Source organism: Muricauda sp. SCSIO 64092 (assembly GCF_023016285.1).
GTDB lineage: Bacteria > Bacteroidota > Bacteroidia > Flavobacteriales > Flavobacteriaceae > Croceivirga.
The window spans coordinates 1,857,655-1,874,821 of record NZ_CP095413.1 but is presented as its reverse complement, the minus strand read 5'-3'; the positions used below and the strand labels follow the sequence as shown (position 1 = coordinate 1,874,821).

Genomic DNA, 17,167 nt, shown 5'->3' with positions numbered 1-17,167 from the left:
TTTACCTGTACTGTTCCAGTTTTTTGTTCATGACCCAAAACCATAGTGGCTGTAGTACGGCCAAAAGCATCATACCGGGATAGCCCGTGGGCATCTGCGGACTTTTCTCGTGCGATTTTAAAATCTGATACTTTTTACTGCCATTGTAATGATGGTCCGAATGCCTGGATAGATTAAAGAGCAATGTTCTTCCTATGGGATGGTCGGAGTTCCAACTGTGGTGATGTCGTACTGCCTCATAGCGTCCATGTTCATTCTTTTTCCGGAGCAGGCCATAATGTTCAATATAGTTTACGGTCTCCAGAAGTACAATGCCAATCGCAGCCGCAAAGAGGAAGGCAATCAAGACGGAAGTGCCAAAAGCAAAATATACCCCACCTAGTAAAAGGACATTGGCCAAGGAATACACTACCATTCTATTTTGAAAGGAGAACCATGGCCTGCCTTCATTTCCCAAGCGTTGATTTTCCAATTGCCAAGCCTCGATATAACTTCCAAAATGCGAACGGAACCAATACACAAACAGTAGTTCGTTTTTCCGGGCAGTGGCCGAGTCTTCCGGTGTGGCCACATTTCTATGGTGTCCCGCGTTATGGTAGGGCAGAAAATGGGTGTCCAGGGAGGTCAACAAAAGGATTTCCCCCAGTAATTGTTCCCACCGTTTATGCCGATGCCCCAATTCATGTCCCACATTAATACCGATCACGCCGCACATAAAGCCCATGGCCGTAATCCGGCCCACATACTCCAAAGAACCATAGGGGGTATCGCCGATGACAAAAAGAAAGTAGATCAAAAATCCCACTTGAATGGGTAGGGTACCGTATAAGATATAGTCGTATATCTTTTTGTTTTTCTCGTCATCCATCAGTTTTTTATCCATGTTTTCCCTGTCCGGGGGCACCAGTAGTTCAAGGAGCGGAACAAGACCAAAAAACACGATCAAGGGGAGAAATGTCCAAATCCCTTCCCAGTTAAAGGCAATAAAGGCCGTTACCGGAATGGTATAAACAAAAAGGTATTTAAGTCGTTTCACGGTGTTTTATTTTGAGATTCCCTTGGTGATCACAGTGATAAGATTGTCGAAATGGGCTTCCAAACGATCATACTCCCCTTTCAGATAAAAGTTGGGCTCCAGCCCTTGTAAGAGCATAACCAGTACTTGACTGTAGACCAAATGGTCGCCAGGTAATTCCAGTTCCCCCCTTTCAATGCCCCGATGGATCAACTGCATGATCTGTGAAACTTCCCACTCGATCATCCCTTGTTTTACGTTGTTGACAAAGTCATAATGCTCGTAGAAGTTGGGACGAAGGGTTTCCTGATAGTTGGGGGCATACCGTAAGACTTCCATCCGCTTTAGCATATAATTGCGCAATACTTCCCTGGTATCGGAATCGGTATCCGCAAAGACCTGGACCAATTCGGATTTCAATCGGTTCAGTTCGTCAAGTACAACGGCTTCAAATAGTAGTTCCTTACTACCGAAATGATAGTAAAGGGAACCTTTGGCCTTTTGTGCGGCGGTCGCAATATCTTCCATGGCCGTTTTGTAATATCCATATTTGCTAAAGGTGGTACCGGCTATTTCCAGCAATTGATTTTTAATTTTTGACATTTTGACTAAAAATGAATAATAGTCAAATATATGAAATCCTTTGAATAAAACCGAAGGTCAAAAGCCTTGATCCAAAATCAGTTACGAATAGGACCGTGGTATCGTTTTTGTTGTTTATCTTGTAACTAACGTAAAAATTTCCGACAAAATGAGACTTTGTTTTTTGCCTTTGCCGTTTTTGTTGTTTGTCCAGGCCATGCTATCCCAGAACCCTATGGCCCTTCACGATGATTTTAGGGGGGTGTTTTATAATCCCGCAATGTATGTACAGCGCTATGAGATTGAAAACGGCTCGCCCTACCTGAACCTAAAATTTGAGCCAGCAAAGATCGGGGACCGGGATAAAACCTATTTGGTGCGATTTAATGCGTACGAGGGGAGCGTAGAGGTTTGGATACAGGAAAATAAGGTCATTGAATTGAATAGCCCGGGAGAGGAACGCATCAAAATGTTGGACGGCTCCGATAAGGAATATCTGCTCACCACATATGAAAGTCCCAAAGGAGGAAAGGAAAAGGGTTTTCTGGAAGAACTAAAAGTCTGTGACGCCTATACCCTTTATAAAAAGGAGACTATAAAGTACTTCAAAAAGGTTAAAGCAGAGGCCTACGCCAAGGAGAAACCCGCACGATTTGAACAATCCACTCCCCAATTTTATATCAAACTTGCCGGTGGGGATGTGCCGATCAAGTATCTGTCCAATAACAAGAAAAAATTTCTTGGTGCGTTTGATGCCCAAAATGCGACCAAAGCCAAAACCATCATAAAAAAAGAAAAACTTAGTTTGACCAAAAGCGAAGATATCATCCGCATTTTGGACAGTATGTACAACTAGTCATCCGTAAAATTCCTTAATTCCAACAACGTACCGTTCGATAAAATGCACACTGTTTCGGTAAGCGGTTTTTAGGCCCAAAAACAGTTGTCGATCCTTTTTTACACTTTGTCCATTCCTTTGTTTTTCAGCGAGTTTTTTACCGGGATAAACGACCAAAATCGACTGTTGGGGTAGCTGCTGGGTAATTTTACCCTGTAACAATTACCCAAGTCATGAAAGCAGTTTTAACCTTCGTTTTTTTCATCTTCATCGCAACAACAGCTATGGCTCAAGCTCCTAAAAAGGAAGTAAAGGTTAAAACCATGACCATGGAAGTTGAATTGAACATCACCATTGCCCAGGACGATGCGCCCAAAACCGAAGTGGCCCGTTTGTACAAGTTCAAGAATTCCAGGGTAAAAAAGGCATTGAAGTTCACCACTAAAAACAATCGTTCCAAGATTGCATAATCCAACTTTTTTATAATTTACAGGAAACCTTGTTACCTACCCTATCTTGGGTTAGCCCAGTATTTCTGGGAAATGTCGCTTAAATGTCGGGTCAAATCCAAGCAAAATCCTTGGGTACATTTAGTTTTGCAGCTAACATTGTTCCAGGTTTTCAAAAACAAGCGATATGAAGCAGCCAGAGTTAGGATTACGAATTACGGAATTACGAAAGCAAAAGGGACTTACCCAAGATGAATTGGTGGAATTGTGCAATATTAATGTGCGGACCCTTCAACGGATTGAAAATGGCGAGGTATCTCCAAGAAGCTATACGATAAAGACCATTTTATCTGCCCTGGATTATGATTACGAAAGTTTAAGGGCAGAAGAGGCTACGGTCACTGCTTCCACCCTTGCGCGAATTCCGGCCAAGGAGGCCAGGACCGTCCATTCGTTGTTGACCATGGCCTGGATTGCCGGAATTCTGTTTGCCATCCTTGCCGTTTTTGAAGGGATATCGGATTATGTACGGATAGAGGACGGGGATTTTATCTATGGGCAATGGGGGCACGTTGTCGTGAAGTTCCTGGTCCTTGTTTTTAATGTACTGCTACTGTATGGCTTTTTGATTTCCGGGAAGTTGTTACAGAACTATCTGATGAAGATTGCAACCATCTTAATGATGATTGCCCTGTTCTGTTTTTATGGCTATGATATTGTCTCCGTTTTTAGTGGTTCCTTGGATATAGAAGTGGTTTTTATGGCAGAAGCCGTAACCTTTGGTGCTTTGGGTATCCTATTTGGGATTTCGATACTAAAATCAAGGAATATTCTGGGAAATACGGGAATCGCCACTGGAGTGGCGGAACTGCTTATGGCCTTTTGTCTGGTGACGGTGGTATTGTCACCTATTTCCCTATTCCTGTTCTTCCCGGTTATCGTTCTGGAAATATTGGTCCTTTACAAAGTTTCTACCATGGTAAAAGAACAACTGCCCTAGAAATCCAAAGTATTGAAAAGTTGGGTACGTATGGATGCCCAGCCTAATTAGGCTTTCATTTTAAAACTATTTCGATAATCGTGTCAATAGGGTCCATCTTTTCCTCAGGTAGTTTTATGAAAAGGCCGTACTTGGTTTTCTGGGTTTTTAGTTTTGTTTTTCCATTGAACAGGACGACTTCTTTCACATTTTCATTGAAATCCTTTAAAAAAACCAGGCTCTCCTTCGAATCCAACCAATGGAGATATACCACATTGCCCTTTTGGGTAGAGGCTATTTTTTCCGATGGTGCTATTGGGCCTTTTCTGGTGCCATAGATGGTTTCGCCATTAGTGCGCATCCATTCCCCCATTTTTTTTAGGGAGGCCCTATGTTCTTTTTGAATTTCGCCATTGGGCATTGGTCCTACATTAAGTAAAAGGTTACTGCCATACCCCGAAGCTTTTACGATGTAATGTGCCAATTCCTTAAAAGTCTTATGCTTGTCGTCTTGTAAATTGAAGCCCCAAGATGTATTTATGGTTTCACAAACTTCTAGCGGAAGGGTACCAATATCGTTTGAACTGGTCCCCCAACCTGTGGTGTTTTTTCCAGGCAGATCTTTCTCAAACATTTGAAAATCTTCCCCTTGAATTGGTGCCAAGTGATGATTGTTCCCAATAAGGCAATGGGGCTGTAATTCATGGATCAATTGATAAATTTCATCATAGTGCCAATCTACTTTTACTTTACCGAATCTTTTACCGTCCCACTCTTTTTGATCCCAATGGCCATCAAACCATATTCCTGCGATTTCGCCATAATTGGTCAACAATTCGGTTAATTGTGCCTTCATAAATGAAATATAGTTGTTCCAGTCGCCTTTTCCACGACCGGCAATGGTATTGCCCGTTCTTCCCCGTGGATAATAATCATCGCGATGCCAATCCAATAGGGAGTAATAGAAAAACAGCTTGATATCCTCTTTTTTGCAGGCTTCGGCAAGTTGTTTTAAGACATCTTTTTTATATGGGGTGCGATCAACAATATCATAATCCGTTGCATTGCTGTCGAACATTGAAAAGCCATCATGGTGGCGACTGGTAATGGTAATGTATTTCATGCCCGCATCCTTGGCCATTTTTACCCAATCATCGGCATTGTAATCAACAGGATTAAAAAAATGGGGCAATTTTTCATAATTCTCAATGGAGATGTTCTGATTGTTCATGACCCATTCCCCATCGCCCAGTACGCTATATACGCCCCAATGTATGAATAGGCCAAATTTGGCCTTTTGAAACCATTCGCGGGCTTCTAGATTTTCTGGTGTTGGTTGATAGTGATTGTCTTGTTGGCCAAATGTTACGGGGCCAGTGAACAACAGGCAAATGAATACGAATTGGATAGGTTTCATCTTTAAATAGTGTATTCCCAAATGTAGGGAATATAGCGGCCAAGTTTACTGCATATGACCGGGATGTTTGGGAATTTGGTCGGTAAGGTTATACCGGTCCTTAAACTTTTTTCATGGGCTACTGTAACAAATTCGCCCCAATACGGTCTTCTATTACATTAAACCCATGAAACCCCTAGACTATGAAATTGTCCTTTTATCCATACCAGGCATTTACCTCTTTTACAGCCATTCTTTTCACGATTTTTGTTTTTGGTCAAAAAGATTTGGGATTGTCCATGGTTGAGTTGGAAAGCGAACTATCGAAAATCAACGAAATAGGCTTGATAAAAGGATACGGGGTTGCCATATTTTCCAAGGACAGTACACTTTTTGCAAAGGGATTTGGGTATTCCGATGTTCAGAATCAATCACCCTACACCCGAAACTCCATTCAAAACATAGCCTCGGTATCTAAAACCTTAATAGGAATATCGTTATTGAAAGCCCAGGAAATGGGGAAGTTAAACCTTGACGATCCTATCAATGACTATCTGGATTATGACATCATCAATCCGTATCATCCAGAAATTCCAATTCGAATTCGACATTTGGCAACGCATACAGGAACAATTCTGGATACCGATCTATACGATAATAAATCGTATTACGCTTTGAACAAGGAAGACCTTAAATTGCCAGTGGCAAAGCAAATCGGTGAAACGCTGCTTTCTATGGATACTAAGGTTTCCATGGCAGAATATCTTAAAAGATTTCTATCGGTTGATGGCAGTTGGTACAAAAAGAAAAACTTTTTGAAGAGCAAACCTGGCGCTACGTACGAATACAGTAATGTAGGGGCGACCTTGGCGGCCCACGTCTTGGAAAAGGCCACTGGGGTTCCCTACGATGAATTCACAAAAACACATATTCTTGAACCCTTGCAGATGCATGCCACGGGATGGTCATTTGAAGCCATTGATAAAACCAAGCACAGCAAATTATATACCGATAAAGGTGAGGTCATACCCCATTATGCCTTGGTCACCTATCCCGATGGGGGATTGCTGACCGACCTTGACAACTTTGGCCTATATCTTCAAGAATTGATGCGGGGCCATGCCGGTGAAGGAACCTTATTGACAACGACTTCTTACAACGAATTGTTTACCCAGCAATTACCCGCTAAAGAGGTGCCTGAAGATCCCAATCGCTATGATGACGAGTTCAATTCCGGGATTTTTATGGCCTTCACTCCCCTTGGATGGATTGGTCATACAGGAGGCGACCCCGGTGTAAGCACCTTTATGTTTTTTGACCCAAAAAATGGACTGGGGCATATCGTAATGCTCAATACCTCATTAAACAGGGACTCCATCAACCAACAGTTGATACCGATCATGAAGGCCATAAGCAAGGCTTTGGATTAGATTTTCCAATCGGGTGGGGCCCTCACGTCGCAATGACTCCCTGGTTCCAGTTGTCATTTCTGTAAAAGTTACATTTTTCGTTCACCAAAAACTACCAATTATTGCAAACCATTTTAAAACAGATAAACTCCCCTCCTTATTTTAGGGAGGGGTGGTTCCGATGAAATCGGAAGCGGGGTGGGTTGTTTTAAGGTTGGACAATCAATCCCTTCCGTCTTTCAGCAAAACTGAAATCCACCTTCCCTTAGCCAAGGGAAGGAGCTGTTGTTTCTTTGTTGTTGAGTGGGGATAGCACTTTTAACGCTTTCTCTATACTAGTAATCCCTTCAAAGACCAACAACAACCGCAATCCATTTCGTGTCTGTTTTTCCTTGAGTTGACATGCCCTTGGGTTGGCTTGAACGTATTGCAATATGCGGGTAAAAGCCTCAGTTTGGTAAAATGGGGATTGTTGGTCGGCGATAAAATACCCCAAAAATTTCCCTTTTTTCAGAATCACTTTTTCAAGTCCAATTGAGGTGGCTATCCATTTCACACGAACAGAATTGAGCAAGTCCACCGCCTGTTCCGGAAGTTCCCCAAAGCGGTCCACCAACTCGGATTCAAATTTCTGGAGTGCTTCTTCATCCCCCACTTCGTTAAGCTGTGTGTACAGGTTTAAGCGCTCTGTAATATTGTTCACATAGTCATCGGGGAAGAGCAGCTCAAAATCGGTATCCAATTGGGTATCCTTTACAAAGACCTTTTCCTTTTCCCCCTCTACTTCATCATACAACTCCTTAAATTCATTTTCCTTGAGCTCTTCTATGGCTTCGGTCAATATTTTTTGATAGGTCTCAAATCCAATCTCATTGATAAACCCACTTTGTTCACCCCCAAGAAGATCACCAGCTCCACGAATCTCCAAATCTTTCATGGCAATATTGAAACCACTGCCCAGTTCGGTAAATTGTTCCAAGGCCTGAATCCGTTTTCGCGCATCGGGTGTCATCACTTCATAAGGTGGGGTAATGAAAAAGCAAAATGCCTTTTTGTTACTTCGACCAACACGTCCGCGCATTTGGTGCAGATCACTTAACCCAAAATTATTGGCATTATGGATAAAAATGGTATTGGCATTGGTCACGTCCAGGCCACTTTCCACGATGGTCGTGGAAACCAGGACATCAAATTCCCCATTCATAAAGGCGAGCATCAGTTGTTCCAATTTCTTGCCTTCCATCTGCCCATGACCAATGCCAATTTTGGCATCGGGCACCAGGCGTTGGAGCATCCCCGCCATTTCTTTTATATTTTCAATGCGGTTATGGATAAAGAATATCTGTCCACCTCTTTGGATTTCATAGGAAATGGCATCCCTTATGATTTCCTCGTTAAACCGAATGACCCTGCTCTCAATAGGGTAACGGTTGGGAGGTGCCGTATTGATGACCGAAAGGTCCCTTGCCGCCATTAAACTGAACTGTAGTGTTCTGGGGATGGGTGTTGCAGTCAAGGTGAGCACATCCACATTTTCCTTAATGGACTTGAGTTTGTCCTTAACGGCCACCCCAAATTTTTGTTCTTCATCCACAATAAGGAGTCCCAAGTCCTTAAATTGCACACTTTTGTTCACCAATTGGTGCGTACCGATAATGATATCGATTTTGCCCTGGGCCAGCTGTTCCAGTATTTCGCGTTTCTCTTTGGCCGTTCGGAACCGGTTAAGGTAGTCCACGGTAACCGGCAGTTCCCCCAACCGCTTTTTAAAGGTATTGTTGTGTTGAAAGGCCAGAATGGTGGTAGGGACCAAAATGGCCACTTGCTTGCCATTGTCCACGGCCTTAAAAGCGGCCCTAATGGCCACTTCGGTCTTACCGAAACCAACATCTCCACAGATAAGGCGGTCCATTGGCCGCTCGCTCTCCATATCCTTTTTGACATCGGCAGTGGATTTGGCCTGATCGGGGGTGTCCTCATAAATAAAGGAGGCTTCCAGTTCATGTTGCAAATAGGAGTCCGGGCCGTACTGAAATCCTTTTTCGAGCCTGCGCTTGGCATATACCTTAATGAGGTCAAAAGCAATCTTTTTGACCCGACTTTTTGTTTTCTGTTTTAATTTTTTCCAAGCTGCGGACCCCAGTTTGTAAATCTTGGGAGCTGCACCATCCTTACCGTTGTATTTGGAGATTTTATGAAGGGAATGGATACTGACATATAGGATATCCCGGTCGCCGTATACCAATTTAATGGCCTCCTGTTTTTTACCCTCAACATCAATTTTTTGCAATCCCCCAAACTTGCCAATGCCGTGGTCAATATGGGTCACGTAATCCCCAAGTTCCAATTTGTTCAGTTCCTTGAGCGTAATGGCCTGTTTTTTGGCATAACCATTTTTTAAATGGAACTTATGATAACGTTCAAAGATTTGATGGTCCGTATAACAGGCCAATTGCAAATCGTGATCAATAAAACCTTGGTATAGTGGAAAAACAAGGGTGTGGTAACCAATGTCGTCATTGGTTTCGTCATCATCACCCAAAATTACGGTTTTGATGATGTCTTTTAATCGCTTGGCCTGTTGTTCCGTAGAGCAACAAATTACATTTTCAAAACCTTTGTCATGATTTTCCTGAAGGTCTTGAACCAACAATTCAAATTTTTTATTGAAAGCGGGTTGAGGTTTGGCACGGAAGGAAAAAGCATTTTCACTGCGGTCGGTTCTTGAAGAAGTGGAATGGTTTTGGGGGCGGAACGAGGCCGAAGCCCCGATTTCCACTACGGTAAAATCACTCAGTTGACTTTTTAGCAGAGCGGAGTTCACAAAAAGTTCCCCTGGTTGGGCGTGCTTTATTTCCTTGCTCAGTTTTTCAAAGCTTTCTTTGGCCTTTTCAAAATTTGAGTCAATTCTATGAAAAACGAGGCTCAGGTTTTTGGAGAAGATGACCGTTTTTGGGGAAATATATTTTAGGAAACTCTCTCGGGTATCTTGCAGGAATTTGTTCTCCACATTGGGGATAATGGTTATTTTTTTCACTTTTTCCGTGGAAAGCTGCGTTTCGACATCAAAAGTGCGAATACTGTCCACTTCGTCCCCAAAAAACTCAATTCTATAGGGTTCATCGTGTGAAAAGGAAAAGACATCCACTATACCCCCCCGAACAGAAAACTCTCCGGGTTCAGTTACAAAATCCACCCTTTTGAACTCGTATTCAAACAAGACTTCGTTGAGAAAATCCAGGGAAAGGGTATCCTCCAGCTTTATTTTTAGGGTATTTTTTTCCAACTCCTTACGGGTGACCACTTTTTCAAAAAGCGCATCGGGATACGTAACGATGACCGCTGGCTTCCTTCTGGAATTGATCCGATTCAGAACTTCGGCCCGCAAAAGCACATTGGCATTGTCCGTTTCCTCTATTTGATAGGGCCTTCGATAGCTTCCCGGGTAGAAGAGGACATCTTTTTCCCCAACCAATTGCTCCAGATCATTTAAAATGTAAGCGGCCTCTTCCTTATCGTTCAAAAGGATAAGGAATGGATTTTCGGATACGCTAAAAAGACTGGAAATTGCAAATGAAAAAGAGGATCCCACAAGACCTTGGACATGGACACCTTTTTGGGACTGGGCAATGGTTTCCCGCAGTTCCCGAAGTTTCGGGGACTGTTCAAAACGTGCTAAAATGGACGATTTGGTCAATCCATACGATTTGGAGGCAAAAGTAAGTCTGAGCGTGGGATGATGCAATCTTTTTTCGATGTCGTTTCGAAATGGACCCCAATAGCCTTCAGGGCGATTGAGAAATCGTATTACAAATATCAACAGGGGTTACACCCAATAACAAGATTTCTCACGCTCCCCTTCGACTTCGCTTAGGGTCGGTTCGAAATGACAACTGGAACTAGGGAGTCATTTCGAAATGAGGAGCGAAGCGACGATTGAGAAATCTATTTTCATGGACTTGGATTTCCCACATTCGTTCGAAATGACAATCGCTGTTGTTAATGGTTGTCTTTCAAACTACGCATTAGATCCTCACCACTTCCCCCTCAACGATTACAAAGACCTCATCGGTTTTTTTGGGTTTCAGGGCATGGTTGCCCGTAAACTCGCCGAAAGCGGGGAGGATAAGCTGATTTTTTGTTTTGAAAAAACAGGGTAGCTTTAAGCGTTGTCGTCCAAAACCTTGCAAACGGACGGCAGGGTGTATATGCCCGCAAAAATTGAAAAACCCGTTTCGTTCTTCGGGATGGTGGGTGAAAAGGAAATCGTCCCATTGTAATTCCTTAAAAACCATTATCCCCAGAGCTTCGAATTTTTCGGGAGCGATAATATCATGGTTTCCCACCACCAAACTGATTTTGGAAGGGGTCTTCGCCACCCAATTCTCAAAAAAGTCCCACTCCCTATTGAAGGAGGAATGGAATAAATCGCCAAGAAAACACAAATGAAAAGGTTGAAAATGGCCAACAATTTTATCCAGTAAGAGAAAGTTTTTGTGGATGGCCTTTCGTGGGACCGCGGCTCCAAACTTTCTGAAATGGGCGACCTTGCCCAGATGTACATCACCAATGAGCAACAGGGATTTTTCTTCCCAGAACATACCGCCCAAGGGGTGCAGGATAAAGGATTGGTTTTTTATTTTAATACGTTGTGTCACTAATAGGCAGATCTTTTTAACCGTCATTCCGTGCTTGGCATGAAGTTCAAAAGTATGGATTCCTGCTTTCGCAGGAATGACAAAATCCTTACTTCATCAAAATCTTGGTCATTCGTTTAATGCGATCGGCCAATTTTTCATTGGAGAGTTTTTCCCGAAGCCTATCCGTGATCAATGGAAAGGAAAATGGAGTTGCCTTTTGACATTGCTTCCAAACGATTTCTTGCGTAGCGATACGTTCCAGTGCCATTCGCAATCGGCCTTCCTCCAATTGATGTTCAAAGGTTTCCGTAAACGCTTGTTTAAAGAGGAGGTTTTCCGGTTCGTAATCCCGGAAGACATCAAACAAGAGTTGGGAACTACTTTGAAGGTGCTTCATTTTTATTCCTTTTTCCGGATAGCCGGTAAAGACCATACCACTGATAACGGCAATGTCACGAAATTTTCTGCGGGCCATTTCATTGGAATTCAGACTTTTTTGCAAATCGGGGAGCATGTATTCGGAAGTAAACAGGTTATTGTCGATTACGGCTTGAATATCAATGGGTTTATCGGATAACATCTCAAAGCCATAGTCGTTAAAAGCCAGCGAGCAGGTGATAGGGGAGAGCAGCCCTATGCGGTACGATAGTAAACTGCTCATTGCTTCATGTACGGCACGTCCTTCAAAAGGATAAAAAATATGGTGGTAGCCATCCCTTGTTTTAAAGGTTTCAATCAAAAACTCACTGGGTTTGGGAACGCTACTTTCCTCCCTTTGTTTCTCAAAGATATGTTGGAGCGCTACCAGTTCCTTGCTAAGATTGGCTTCCGTAGCCGCCTTATACAGTTCCAATCGCAACAATTTGGACATTTCGGAAGAAAAACTCAATCGACCACCGGCCCAAGCAGGGACCTTATTGGTTCGTTTTGTGGAATTGCGCACCTGTACCTTCATGCTACGAATGCGGATAAATTCCAGATTCCGTCCGGCAAAGACAAATACATCCCCAGGATTTAGTTTTGAAACAAAATATTCTTCGATGGAACCGATATATCCCCCTTTTTGATAATGTACGGAAAGGTTGGCGTCGCCCACAATGGTCCCAATCTGAAAACGATGCCTCATGGCAATGCCTTTGTTGTTTACCTTGAACCTTCCATCCGCTTCCACTTCCACTTTTTTGTATTCATCGTAGCTTTTTAAGCTTTGGCTTCCCATGACCAAAAAATTGAGCAACCATTGCCATTCCTCTTCGGTAAGCCCTTGGTAACAAAAGGTCTGTTTAATTTCCGGGAAGATTTCATTGGGATAAAAGCCATCGGAAACCGCCAGGGTGGTCAAATATTGGATGAGCACGTCATAACTGTTCAAAAAAGGTAAGCGGTCCTCAACAGCATTTTCCTTTACCGCAACTTGAAGTGCGGAAGCCTCGATCAGTTCAATGGCATGGGTAGGTAAAAAATAGATGACACTTGTTTCTCCCGGGCGATGACCGCTACGTCCGGCACGCTGTAAAAAACGGGCCACCCCTTTTGGCCCGCCTATTTGGATGACGGTTTCCACCGGTGCAAAATCCACCCCCAAATCCAAACTGGAGGTGCAGACCACCGCTTTTAGACTTTCGTTTCGTATGGCCTGTTCTACCCATATACGCGTTTCTTTGTTCACACTACCATGGTGCATGGCCATTTCACCGGCAAACTCCGGGTAACGTTCCAATATTTTTTGAAACCAAATCTCACATTGACTGCGCGTGTTGGTGAAAAGGAGTGTTGTTTTGCTCTTTTTTATGATGGGAATAACATCATCCAGTAAATGCAGTCCCAAATGCCCACGCCATGGGAAGGTTTCCATCTGTTTTGGGATGATACTTTTGACCTTGATCTTCTTTTTGAGATTGGCCCTTACCAAAACGGAATTCTCCATTTCGGGAGAAGTAGGGCCTAGAAGTACCTGGCGGGCTTGGGGTAAATTGCCGATCGTGGCCGAAATTCCCCAAATACGAAGGTCCTTGCATACGGTCTTGAGCCGGGAAAGGGCCAACTCCATCTGGATTCCCCGTTTGGTCCCCAAAAGTTCATGCCACTCATCAACAACGATGGCCGAACAGTCTTTAAATGTGCTGTCATATGCTTTTGAAGCCAACAATAGCTGTAGGCTTTCCGGGGTAGTGATCAGTAAATCGGGCATAGTGGTCCGCTGCCGTGCCCGCTCTTTTGTAGTAGTGTCCCCCGTTCGAATCCCTACGGTCATTGGGAGTTCCAGATCCGCCACTATACGTTCGGCAGATTGTTTTATTTCTTGGGAAAGGGCCCGTAGCGGGGTAATCCAAACCGCTTTCAGTCCTTTTTTATGTTTGGTTTTGTATTCAGGATGGTTTTTAATGTAATTCAGGACAATGGGAAACCAAAGGGCATAGGTTTTTCCACTTCCCGTTGGGGCATTCAATAAACCGTGTTTGCCCTGTAAAAAGGCCGTCCAGGTCTCTTTTTGGAATGCATGGGGTTTCCAACCTTGTTGTTGGAACCAGGTCAATGCAATTTCAAAGCGTTGATTGCGAGTGATAGCGAAGTAATCTTTTGATATGTGTCTCTAAAATTAAAAAGATTCTTTACTCCCATCAAACCAACTTTCTGACAAATCACTCCATTCCGGATTTATCGAGTTGATTAGTTTTTCCTTTCGTTTTCTGTTGCCTGCTTTCAATTGCCGCTCTCCTTTAAAGGAATCCTTGATAGTATCAAATTCTTCAAAATAGACCAAAAGGGTACAATTGTATTTTTTGGTGAAAGCGTTTTTGTATTTACCATTCTTATGCTCGCTGACCCTTCTTCCCAAATTATTTGTAGCACCGACATACAGTACAGTTTTGTTTTTATTGGTAAGGATATAGCAGTAGCCCTTCATAACGAATGGGGCGAAGTTAACGGTTTTATGGAGGGTCTTCTTTTATCTGATTTGGGTTCTTTTTTAGGTAATGGGTCTATTTGCCAAGAGATCCCTTCATTCCGCCTTAGCGGAATTCGGGATCAGTGCCTTTAAATCTTCCAACGAATTCGCCTCCTCAATTTTTTTGTCCTTACGCCATCTTAAGATCCTGGGGAACCGTGTGGCCACACCACTTTTATGTCTTTTGGAAAAGACAATCCCCTCAAAGGCAATCTCAAACACATGATGTGGTGTTACGCTACGTACAGGACCAAAGCGTTCCAGGGTATTCCTTTTTATCCAGGCATCCACTTCCTGAAACTCCTTATCGGTCAAACCGGAATAGGCCTTTGCAAAGGTGACCAGTTCCCGTTCCCCTTTTTCGTTTGCCTTCCAAAGGGCAAAGGTATAATCGGTAAACAAATTACTTCTTCGACCATGCCCGCGCATGGCATACGTTAACACGGCGTCAATGGTCAATGGGTCCACCTTCCATTTCCACCAATCCCCTTTTTTGCGCCCTACTTGATACGTTGAATCCAAGCGTTTTAACATTAGACCCTCACTGTGTTTGGCTCTGGACATTTCCCGTTCCTGGGCCACCTGGTCCCAGGAGCTGAACTGCATCCGCTCGGATAGGAGTAACGGCAGGTCACTTCCACTGCCCTCAACCACGGACGAATAAAGATTTTCCAGAAGTCGCCTCCGTTCCATAAATGGTTTATCCCGAATGTCCATTCCATTCCATTCCAACAGATCATACGCTTTTATGATTACCGGGGTTTTCTCCAAAAGCGATTTTGAGACCGTTTTCCGGCCGATGCGGGTCTGGAGGTCATTAAAGGTGCCAATAGCCCCATTGGGATAGGGAAGTAGTTCGCCATCGAGTACCGTTCCATTGGGGATGATGCCCATAAATTTTTGAAACTCTGGGTATTTGTCCGTTACCAATTCCTCCCCTCGGCTCCAAACAAATAACTGATCGTTCCTAATAATGAGTTGCGCGCGAATACCGTCCCATTTGTGTTCCACGGACCATTGGGTCACATCCCCCAACTCCTGGGGAAGGTCCTCCAGGGCATAGGCCAAATAAAAGGGATAGGGTTTTGAGAGAAAATCACCTTCGTTTTCTTCCAATACCAGATTTTGGAATGAGATGGTACCGGGGTCCCAATTGCCCATGAGTTTATAGGCCAAAATGTCTTCATCCACACCAGTGGCCTTGGAAAGGGCCTTGGTCATTAATTTTTGGCTTACCCCAATTCGAAAACCACCTGTAATCAATTTTGTAAATACGAAACGGCCATAGTAATCCAGTTGCTGCCAATTTTCAAAAAGATATGCCTTTTTATCCTCGTCCGATTGTTTTTTCAACCATATCATTTCTTCCAAAAAATGGGTCAAATCCTTATCCGTGGAATGTTCGTCAGATGGGACGACGAGGGCAATTGTTTCGGCCAGATCGCCTACAATATGATAACTTTCCTCAAACAACCACAATGGGATTTTTGCGAGTTCGGAAGCCCATTCCCGCAATAAGGTGGTATTGACCGGTCTGGGCGGACGCCGATGTGAAAGGATGGCAATGGTCCAGACTTTATCGGTATCCGGGGCCATCAAAAAATAATTGGCCAATGCCTGTACCTTGACATTGGTCTTGTTGGTGCTATCCAAAGTCTTGATGAGCTGCGAAAAGCCCCCCATCCCCCGAAGGGGGGGTATCGGGTCCTTTTTATTTTTATTGGGATTTTTCATAATGATACCTCATCGTTTTTAACTCCCTCCCCTTTGGGGAGATCTGGGGAGGGGCTTTTATCTTCTTCCTCACCATATTGCGTATGCTCGGTTCTTGCATCGTAACCCAGTTCGCGCAAATACCTGGAAAAGATTTCGGTATAACCATGGGTGCAGATTACTTTTTCTGCCGTGGTGTCCTTTATGGCCTTTAAAAGCCCCGGCCAATCACAATGATCGCTAAGTACAAAGCCTTTATCCACGGCACGTCTTCGTCTGGCACCTCTAAAGGCCATCCATCCGCTGGCGGTCCCGGTCACAAATGGGGTCATTTTTCGAATCCAGGTACTACCGTGTGCCGATGGTGGCGCTAGTACAAGGCTCCCCTTTAGGTCTTCCTTTTTAGTGTCCTTGGTCACCAATTCCGTTTGATGAAAATCTGTGAACTGCCGGAGGACCTGGGTCATGTTTTCAACCGCCCCATGGGTGTAAATTTTACCAATGGAAGGGTCCAATAGCTTTAAAAGGCGTTGTGCCTTTCCCAGCGAATACCCAAAAAGTACTGAGGTTTGCCCATTGGCCCGATTGGTGGCCCACCACTCATTGATGTCTTTTTTGACCTCTTCCTGTGGTCTCCAGAGAAATGCGGGCAATCCAAAGGTGCATTCCGTAATAAACGTGTGGCACTTAACGGATTCGTAGGGTGTGGCCAGGCCATCGTCCTCAATTTTATAGTCCCCCGTAAAGACCCAAACCTCACCCTTATGTTCCACACGGATCTGTGAAGATCCCAAAATGTGCCCTGCGGGGTGCAGACTGAATTTTACGCCTTTGACACTAAAGGTTTCCCCCCATTCTTTTCCTGAAATGGCAATGTTTCCCAAACGATGTTTTACGATAGGGACGTTTTGATGATGGGTAATGTAGTTTTTATGCCCCCAACGACTGTGATCGGCATGGCCGTGGGAAATTATGGCCTTGGATACCGGTCGCCAGGGATCCAAGTACACGTCTGCAGCTTCGCAATAAATGCCCTTGTCCGTAAAACGTAGAAGAGGAGGGTTCATAGCATGGTGAAGATACAAATTTGTAGGTCAACCCGCGTTAGGGATTGCAGCGGTAACCCACAGCCCAATACGATATTGGGCGAGGATTTTAGCGAAAAGCCCGACCAAAAACAGGTTTTTGGGAACGCC

13 protein-coding genes are annotated in these 17,167 nt (G+C 43.9%); 4 read left to right on the top strand and 9 right to left on the bottom strand.

All coding sequences use genetic code 11. The features are described 5' to 3' along the window. Position 1: 1 nt before the first annotated feature. Positions 2 to 1,036 carry an alkane 1-monooxygenase gene (locus L0P88_RS07710; protein WP_247134022.1) on the bottom strand — a complete coding sequence of 345 codons (1,035 nt, stop codon included), beginning with the start codon at positions 1,034 to 1,036 and terminating at the stop codon, positions 2 to 4. 6 nt (positions 1,037 to 1,042) lie between these two features. Then, positions 1,043 to 1,618, bottom strand: coding sequence for a TetR/AcrR family transcriptional regulator (locus tag L0P88_RS07705; RefSeq protein WP_247134021.1), 576 nt, complete (start codon positions 1,616 to 1,618; stop codon positions 1,043 to 1,045). 148 nt (positions 1,619 to 1,766) lie between these two features. Here L0P88_RS07705 and L0P88_RS07700 point away from each other — a divergent pair, with 148 nt between their 5' ends. The 3 genes from L0P88_RS07700 to L0P88_RS07690 all read left to right on the top strand — a co-directional run bounded on the left by L0P88_RS07700 (position 1,767) and on the right by L0P88_RS07690 (position 3,884). Then, entirely contained in the window at positions 1,767 to 2,453 is a 687-nt protein-coding gene (locus tag L0P88_RS07700) for a hypothetical protein (RefSeq protein ID WP_247134020.1), read from the top strand. Positions 2,454 to 2,668: 215 nt separating this feature from the next. Then, positions 2,669 to 2,905, top strand: coding sequence for a hypothetical protein (locus tag L0P88_RS07695; RefSeq protein WP_247134019.1), 237 nt, complete (start codon positions 2,669 to 2,671; stop codon positions 2,903 to 2,905). 166 nt (positions 2,906 to 3,071) lie between these two features. Beyond that, on the top strand, positions 3,072 to 3,884 hold the full coding sequence (locus L0P88_RS07690; protein WP_247134018.1) for a helix-turn-helix domain-containing protein: 813 nt from the start codon (positions 3,072 to 3,074) through the stop codon (positions 3,882 to 3,884). Positions 3,885 to 3,939: 55 nt separating this feature from the next. Here the strand turns inward: L0P88_RS07690 and L0P88_RS07685 are convergent, their stop codons facing one another. Further along, entirely contained in the window at positions 3,940 to 5,280 is a 1,341-nt protein-coding gene (locus L0P88_RS07685; protein WP_247134017.1) for an alpha-L-fucosidase, read from the bottom strand. A gap of 182 nt (positions 5,281 to 5,462) precedes the next feature. Here L0P88_RS07685 and L0P88_RS07680 point away from each other — a divergent pair, with 182 nt between their 5' ends. Continuing rightward, positions 5,463 to 6,689, top strand: a complete 1,227-nt coding sequence (locus L0P88_RS07680) for a serine hydrolase domain-containing protein (RefSeq protein WP_247134016.1) — start codon at positions 5,463 to 5,465, stop codon at positions 6,687 to 6,689. A 244-nt stretch (positions 6,690 to 6,933) separates the two neighbouring features. Here the strand turns inward: L0P88_RS07680 and mfd are convergent, their stop codons facing one another. The 6 genes from mfd to L0P88_RS07650 form a co-directional block, all read right to left on the bottom strand. Further along, positions 6,934 to 10,365 carry a transcription-repair coupling factor gene (gene mfd / locus L0P88_RS07675; protein ID WP_247134015.1) on the bottom strand — a complete coding sequence of 1,144 codons (3,432 nt, stop codon included), beginning with the start codon at positions 10,363 to 10,365 and terminating at the stop codon, positions 6,934 to 6,936. A gap of 328 nt (positions 10,366 to 10,693) precedes the next feature. Beyond that, positions 10,694 to 11,326: a ligase-associated DNA damage response endonuclease PdeM gene (gene pdeM / locus L0P88_RS07670; RefSeq protein WP_247134014.1), complete on the bottom strand. Its 633-nt coding sequence runs from the start codon at positions 11,324 to 11,326 to the stop codon at positions 10,694 to 10,696. An 88-nt stretch (positions 11,327 to 11,414) separates the two neighbouring features. Continuing rightward, on the bottom strand, positions 11,415 to 13,850 hold the full coding sequence (locus L0P88_RS07665; protein WP_409557724.1) for a ligase-associated DNA damage response DEXH box helicase: 2,436 nt from the start codon (positions 13,848 to 13,850) through the stop codon (positions 11,415 to 11,417). Positions 13,851 to 13,907: 57 nt separating this feature from the next. Further along, entirely contained in the window at positions 13,908 to 14,216 is a 309-nt protein-coding gene (locus tag L0P88_RS07660; RefSeq protein WP_247134013.1) for a GIY-YIG nuclease family protein, read from the bottom strand. A 96-nt stretch (positions 14,217 to 14,312) separates the two neighbouring features. Next, positions 14,313 to 15,941 carry an ATP-dependent DNA ligase gene (locus L0P88_RS07655; RefSeq protein ID WP_247134848.1) on the bottom strand — a complete coding sequence of 543 codons (1,629 nt, stop codon included), beginning with the start codon at positions 15,939 to 15,941 and terminating at the stop codon, positions 14,313 to 14,315. Between the two features lie 47 nt (positions 15,942 to 15,988). Continuing rightward, positions 15,989 to 17,038: a ligase-associated DNA damage response exonuclease gene (locus L0P88_RS07650; RefSeq protein WP_247134012.1), complete on the bottom strand. Its 1,050-nt coding sequence runs from the start codon at positions 17,036 to 17,038 to the stop codon at positions 15,989 to 15,991. Positions 17,039 to 17,167 lie beyond the last annotated feature (129 nt).

Bases quoted from the DNA above. Each gene is read 5' to 3' on its own strand.
- L0P88_RS07705 (WP_247134021.1), bottom strand. From the start codon at position 1,618: ATGTCAAAAATTAAAAATCAATTGCTGGAAATAGCCGGTACCACCTTT.
- L0P88_RS07700 (WP_247134020.1), top strand. From the start codon at position 1,767: ATGAGACTTTGTTTTTTGCCTTTGCCGTTTTTGTTGTTTGTCCAGGCC.
- L0P88_RS07695 (WP_247134019.1), top strand. From the start codon at position 2,669: ATGAAAGCAGTTTTAACCTTCGTTTTTTTCATCTTCATCGCAACAACA.
- L0P88_RS07690 (WP_247134018.1), top strand. From the start codon at position 3,072: ATGAAGCAGCCAGAGTTAGGATTACGAATTACGGAATTACGAAAGCAA.
- L0P88_RS07685 (WP_247134017.1), bottom strand. From the start codon at position 5,280: ATGAAACCTATCCAATTCGTATTCATTTGCCTGTTGTTCACTGGCCCC.
- L0P88_RS07680 (WP_247134016.1), top strand. From the start codon at position 5,463: ATGAAATTGTCCTTTTATCCATACCAGGCATTTACCTCTTTTACAGCC.
- L0P88_RS07660 (WP_247134013.1), bottom strand. From the start codon at position 14,216: ATGAAGGGCTACTGCTATATCCTTACCAATAAAAACAAAACTGTACTG.
- L0P88_RS07655 (WP_247134848.1), bottom strand. From the start codon at position 15,941: ATGGGGGGCTTTTCGCAGCTCATCAAGACTTTGGATAGCACCAACAAG.
- L0P88_RS07650 (WP_247134012.1), bottom strand. From the start codon at position 17,038: ATGAACCCTCCTCTTCTACGTTTTACGGACAAGGGCATTTATTGCGAA.